A 5,885-nucleotide genomic window follows, 5' to 3' on the forward strand; every position below is an offset into this window, starting at 1 on the left:
GAGCTCTACGCCGAGCAGCAAATTTTAGACAATCTAAAAACCAGCCAGACCTTCTCCTACGTAAAAGCCGAATTTAAAAAAGGTAGCAACAAAGGCATGGAGGTGCCGACCGTACAAAAGAGCAAATTTGTCGCTAGCATCGACTACGAGCCGATCAAGGATCTAAATTTACTCCTTGACGTCAAATACCTATCAAAGCTAAAAAGAGCTATCTACTCGGGCGTGACCGATATCTCGGGCTACGAGACGCAAACCGTCTCTAGAACGCTAGTGGATCTTGGAGTGAAGTATAAATTTAAAGGCGGATTTTCGGTCTCGGCGGGGGTTAAAAATTTATTCAACAAAAAATACAACTCCTATCAAAGCGAGCTAGAGGACATATACGAGCCTGCCGACGAGAGAAACTACTACGTAGAGTTTAAGTATGCCTACTAAAAACGGAGTTACGGCGGTTTTGGCGGCGCTTACGGCGCTGCTTTTTATATTTTCGCTTAGTCTTGGCGGGGCCGATATCTCGTGGCAAGATATCATCAAATTTGCAAGTGGCGGCGAGATAGACGAGATAAAAGAAACGATCTTGCTAGAAATTCGCTTGCCGCGCGTCATCATGGCCTTTTTGATCGGTATGCTTTTAGCAAGCTCGGGCGTCGTCGTGCAAAGCGTATTTTTAAACCCGCTAGCCGACCCCTACATCATCGGCATCGCCTCCGCCGCGACCTTTGGCGCCGTGGCGGCTTATCTTTTAAAGCTGCCCGATTTTTACTACGGAGTGTTTGCCTTTTTTAGCGCGGCGATACTCTCCGTGCTGATCTTTAAACTCTCCAAAAAAGGCAAATCCATCGCCACGCTTCTTATCATCGGTATCGCGTTTTCGTCGTTTTTGGGCGCGTTTACGAGCTTTGCGACCTACCTCATCGGCGAGGATAGCTTTAAGATAGTAGCGTGGATGATGGGCTACGTGGGCTCGGCAAACTGGGAAAAGATCGCCTACATCTGCGTTCCTCTCGTGCTATCTATGGCGTATTTTTACTTCAAACGCTTTGAGTTAAACGTCATCCTAAGCGGCGACGAGGAGGCTCAAAGCCTAGGCGTGGACGTAGAAAAGATGAAAAAACGCCTACTTATCGTTTCATCCTTAGCCGTGGCGTTTTCGGTCGCGTTTACGGGCATGATAGGCTTTGTGGGGCTCATCATCCCGCATACCTTGCGCATGATACTAAAGACCTCGAGCAACATCGTTTTGATACCCATTAGCGCCTTTGCGGGCGGGTTTTTCCTGCTAGCCTGCGACACGATAGGCAAAAGCGTCCTAAGCCCGACCGAGGTGCCTATAGGCGTGGTTACGGCGTTTTTCGGCGCTCCGTTTTTTCTATTTTTAGCTATCCGTTCAAGCAGGAGCATATAAAGTGAAAGTAGAAAAACTATGCTTTAGCTACGGCAAAAAAGAGATACTAAAAAACGTAAATTTAAGCCTCAAAAACGGTCGTTTCGTAGGGATTTTGGGCCCAAACGGCTGCGGCAAATCTACTCTTTTAAAAAATATCCTAAAAATTTTATCGCCAAATAGCGGCGTGATCACGCTAGAAAACAAAAAGCTGGAGGATTATTCGCTAAAAGAGCTGGCTAAAATTTTAGGCTTCGTACCGCAAAAAACGGTTTTAAGTATGCCCTTAACGGTTGAAGATATCGTGCTAACGGGGCGCTTTTGCCATCTAAAAAGCCAGTTAAGCGGATACGACGCAAACGACGTAGCCAAAACCTACGAGATCATGCGCCTGCTTGACGTAGAGCGATTTGCCAAACGCAGCGCCCACTCCTTAAGCGGCGGAGAATTTCAGCGCGTACTGCTAGCTAGAGCGCTAGTTAGTGAGCCAAAGATTTTGCTTCTTGACGAGCCTACGAGCGCGCTAGATCTAAACTACGGGGTTCAGATGCTAAAGATCTGCGAGGATTTGACTAGAGAGCTAAATTTACTCTCCGTAGCCGTGCTGCATGATCTAAATTTAGCCGCTACGTTTTGCGACGAGCTCGTGATGCTAAAAGACGGCGAGATACGCTACGCAGGCACGGCAAAGCAGCTTTATACGAAAGAAATTTTACATGAAATTTACGGGCTAAACTGCGAAATTTTAGAGCACGACGGCATGCCGTTTGTCGTGCCCGTAAAGCGATAAATTTACAAATCAAATTTGAAAGGATTTTCTATGAAAAAAATAGCCGCACTTTTGCTTGCAGCCAGTTGTCTTTTGGCGAATTTAACCGCAAACGCGCCCAAAAAACTAGTCGTACTAGACCCATCAGTCGTCGAGATAGTCTATATGCTAGGCGCGCAGGATCAGTTAGCCGCCATCGCTACGCTTCAGTTTTCTAAAATTTGGCCCGAGGATCAAACCGTAAAGCTAAAAAGCGTAGGCACGTACACGAAGCCAAATATCGAGCAAATCGTCGAACTAAAGCCCGATCTTGTTATCACCAGCTTTCACTCGGCAAACGTAAACGAGAGCCTTGCTAAATTTAAGCTAAAAACCCTCACGCTAAAAGCCGATAGCGTCGGCGATATCTACAAAAATATCGAAGAAATCGGCAAAGTAACAGGCAAAGAGCAAAAAGCAAGCGAAGTCGTAAACGAGATAAAATCCAAAATCGACTCTTTTGCAACCAGCGAAGTAAAGGGCAAAAAGATACTAGCGGTATTTTCCTCGACGCCGCTTACGGGCTTTAGCTCAAAGACGCTGCCGGGCGATATCTTTAACAAACTCGGACTAAAAAACATCGCCGATAGCGTAGAGGGCTCGACTCCGATCGTCTCGACAGAGTTTATCTTATCGCAAAATCCAGACTTTATCGTCGTTATCGGCGGTATGGGCGGAGATGGCGAAAATTTCCTAAAACAAAATCCGGTACTTAAAAAAACGACCGCCGCAAAAAACGGCAAAGTACTCACCGTGCCATCCTCGATGCTGCTTAGAGGAACGCCTCGCATAGGCGAAGCCGTAGATAAATTTTACGAGATGCTAAGCAAATAATGCGCTATTTTCTAGTCTCGCTCGTTTTAAATTTGGCTCTGCTTTTTTTGCCGTTAAACTCGCGCCAGATAGAGAGCGCAAAACCGCAAGAAACGATCAAGATAAAGCTAAATTTGAGGCAAGAAGAGCCCAGCAAAGAGACTAGAGAGTATATGCCGCCTCAAAGCGCGGAGCCGCTAGAAAAACCTATGGAATGGCTGCAAGAAACACAGCCCAAACCGATCAAATTTGAGCCCGAGCCCGAGCTCAAGCCCGAAATTTTAGAACCAAAGCCGGTAGAGCCGGAACCCAAAAAGCCAAAGGAGGAGAAAAAGCAACCCCCAAAGCCAAAAATAAAAAAGCAAATTTCGCCAAAGCAGGCGCAAACGGTAAAAGAGGAGTCTAAATTTGAACCAGTACCAGCACCGAGTCAAATTTTACCCGCCGAGCAAAGCTCGCTGCCTAGCTCAAATTTAGCCCCCGCAAAGCAGCCTGCCGCGCAAGATAGCGGCGAAGCAAAAGATCAAAACGCGTGCAAAGAGGGCGTGGGCTTTACCGTGGCGCGCGAGCCCGAGGCCAAATATCCCAAAAAAGCGCTCATGCTGCGGCTAAGCGGGACATTTAAGGTCGAGGTTGATTTTAAATTTGACGGAGAGATAAAGATAATAGCCGTTCGCGGGAAAAATAAAATTTTTAACGACGAAGCCGTAAAAATAACAAAGGAGTTAGAAATTAAAGCGTTAAAAAATATATCGCACTGTATAATTACCAAACCTTACGAGTTCAAAACGGAGGAATAGATGTTTGAAACCAGGCAAAAAGGGCACGCCGGGCCGACGCGTCCCAAAAAAATAAAAATGGCGACTAACGCCGAGGTCGAGAAATTTTTAACCGAGGAGCTACCCGCGCAAAAGGACGGCGTGATATACATTCATGTGCCATTTTGCGATAATATCTGCTCGTTTTGCTCGATGAACCGCACGAAGCTGGAAGACGAGCTAGATAGCTACACGCAGTATCTGCTGGGTGAGATCGAAAAATACGGTAAATTTCCGTATCTGCAAGCTAAAGATATCCGCAGCGTCTATTTTGGCGGCGGAACTCCTACGATACTAAAAGAAAAGCACCTTGAGCCAGTTATCACGGCTTTGCGCTCAAATTTTAATATCTCGGACGACTGCGAATTTAGTCTAGAAACCACGCTGCATAATCTAAATTTAAGCAAAGTGCGCCTGCTAGAAAGCCTAGGCGTAAACCGCTTTAGTATCGGCGTGCAGACATTTTCGGACAAAGGCCGCAAGCTGCTAAACCGCGTCCACGATAAAAAAGGCGCGATAGAGCACCTAAAAATGATCAGGCAAAATTTTAGCGGCATGGGTTGCACGGATATTATATTTAACTACCCCGAGCAAACGATAGACGAGGTGCTAGAAGACGCGCGCCTAGTTGATGAGCTAAACATCGACAGCACGAGCTTTTATTCGCTTCAGCTTTTTGAAAAATCGCAGCTCGCAAAGACGGTCTCGCAGGACTACTACGACGTGAACTACGAGCATAAGCTGCACAACGCTTTCTTTGAAAAGCTACTAAGCACCGGCAACTACGAGGTGCTAGAGCATACTAAATTTAACCGCATCGGCCGCGACCGCTATCAGTATATCCGCCTAAGCCACGAGGGCGCCGATATCCTGCCGCTAGGCAGAGGCTCTGGCGGAAGGCTAGGCTACTACGACATCTACAACGCAAAAGAAAAAATGCGCATGATAAACAAAGTAGACGACAAGCAGCGTGCCGAAGCGCGACTAAAAAGCCTCTTTATGTACCCAAAAATCGACCTCGCGCAGGTAAAAAGCCTGGTTGAGGGCGAGACGTTTGACGCGCTAATGGAGTTTTTCAAAAAATGCGAAAGCAAAGGCTATATGCACATAGAAAACGGCTTTTTAAACTACACAACCGACGGTGTATTTTGGGGTATGTCGATCGGCACCGAAGTAGCAAATATCTCACAAAAGGACTTTGAATGAAAAAAATAGTTATCTACACGAGCGCGACCGGAAATACCGAGAAAGTCGGTCTTGCCATCGCAAACGAGCTTGGCTGCGAAGCGGTCAAATTTAGCGAGAATCTGCACCTAAATTTGGACGGCTACGACTTTATCGCGCTTGGATTTTACGTCGATAAGGGCGATGCCGAGCCTAAATTTAAACGCTTTTTGCGCGAAGTAAAGGGCAAAAAAGTCGGCCTGTTTATGACGCTGGGCATGGATCCCGAGCACGAGCACGCGATGAACTGCCTAGAAAAGGCAAAAGTCGTGCTACGCGAGGGCGAAAATGAAATTTTACGCGAGTTTTACTGCCAGGGCGCGATCGATCCGAAAGTCATCGAGCAACTACGCAAAATGGGCGAAGCAGCACCCAACGACCCGCGCTACGCCGTAACTCCTGAGCGCGAAGCCAGATGGGCTAGGGCTGCAACTCACCCAGACGCAAACGATCTAGAAAACGCAAAAGCAGCGTTTAAAGGGATATAAATTTGCCGCCGCTTGGCGGTCAAATTTGCTCTGGCGGCGTGAATTTATGCGTTAAATTTAGAGTGCTTTATCTTTTAAATTCGCAAATTTACGTTTGATTTTTAGTTTTTCTTTAAATCTATCGAGATTAAATTTTTGATAAATTTTACACACCGAAACTCGAGTCTTGAAAATGCAAAATTTAAATTAGTTAAATTTGGTGCTATCGTGCCGCGTATCTTAAAAATTAATTATAAATCTGCGACGCTTTGCGCGAGCAAAGCAGTGTCGCCACCTTAAACGTGCAGTGGGGTTAGAGAGGGCTTGGGAGAGGAAGGGGCGACGCTCTACTTCGCTTTGCTCGTAGCTGC

7 protein-coding genes are annotated in these 5,885 nt (G+C 46.5%); all 7 read left to right on the top strand.

Annotation, left to right across the window (positions count from 1 at the left end; genetic code table 11):
* Positions 1-435 (top strand): TonB-dependent receptor (locus tag Q0546_RS01185; RefSeq protein WP_298789795.1); only part of this gene is annotated, 435 nt, incomplete at its 5' end.
* The gene (locus Q0546_RS01190) at positions 425-1,405 is read left to right on the top strand and encodes an iron ABC transporter permease (protein ID WP_298789797.1); all 981 of its coding nucleotides are present in this window, start codon (positions 425-427) and stop codon (positions 1,403-1,405) included. The genes Q0546_RS01185 and Q0546_RS01190, both read left to right, overlap by 11 nt.
* Position 1,406: 1 nt before the next feature.
* A complete protein-coding gene (locus Q0546_RS01195; RefSeq protein WP_298789799.1) occupies positions 1,407-2,174 on the top strand; it encodes an ABC transporter ATP-binding protein in 768 nt (255 codons plus the stop codon).
* Between the two features lie 30 nt (positions 2,175-2,204).
* On the top strand, positions 2,205-3,026 hold the full coding sequence (locus Q0546_RS01200) for an ABC transporter substrate-binding protein (protein WP_298789801.1): 822 nt from the start codon (positions 2,205-2,207) through the stop codon (positions 3,024-3,026).
* Positions 3,026-3,805 carry an energy transducer TonB gene (locus Q0546_RS01205; RefSeq protein WP_298789803.1) on the top strand — a complete coding sequence of 260 codons (780 nt, stop codon included), beginning with the start codon at positions 3,026-3,028 and terminating at the stop codon, positions 3,803-3,805. The genes Q0546_RS01200 and Q0546_RS01205 overlap by 1 nt, the downstream gene beginning before the upstream one ends.
* Positions 3,806-5,029 (top strand): radical SAM protein, encoded by a 1,224-nt coding sequence (locus Q0546_RS01210; protein WP_298789805.1) that lies wholly within the window; start codon positions 3,806-3,808, stop codon positions 5,027-5,029.
* Positions 5,026-5,535 (top strand): flavodoxin family protein, encoded by a 510-nt coding sequence (locus tag Q0546_RS01215; protein ID WP_298789807.1) that lies wholly within the window; start codon positions 5,026-5,028, stop codon positions 5,533-5,535. The genes Q0546_RS01210 and Q0546_RS01215 overlap by 4 nt, the downstream gene beginning before the upstream one ends.
* Positions 5,536-5,885 lie beyond the last annotated feature (350 nt).

Source organism: uncultured Campylobacter sp. (genome assembly GCF_937997465.1).
Classification (GTDB): Bacteria; Campylobacterota; Campylobacteria; order Campylobacterales; family Campylobacteraceae; genus Campylobacter_A.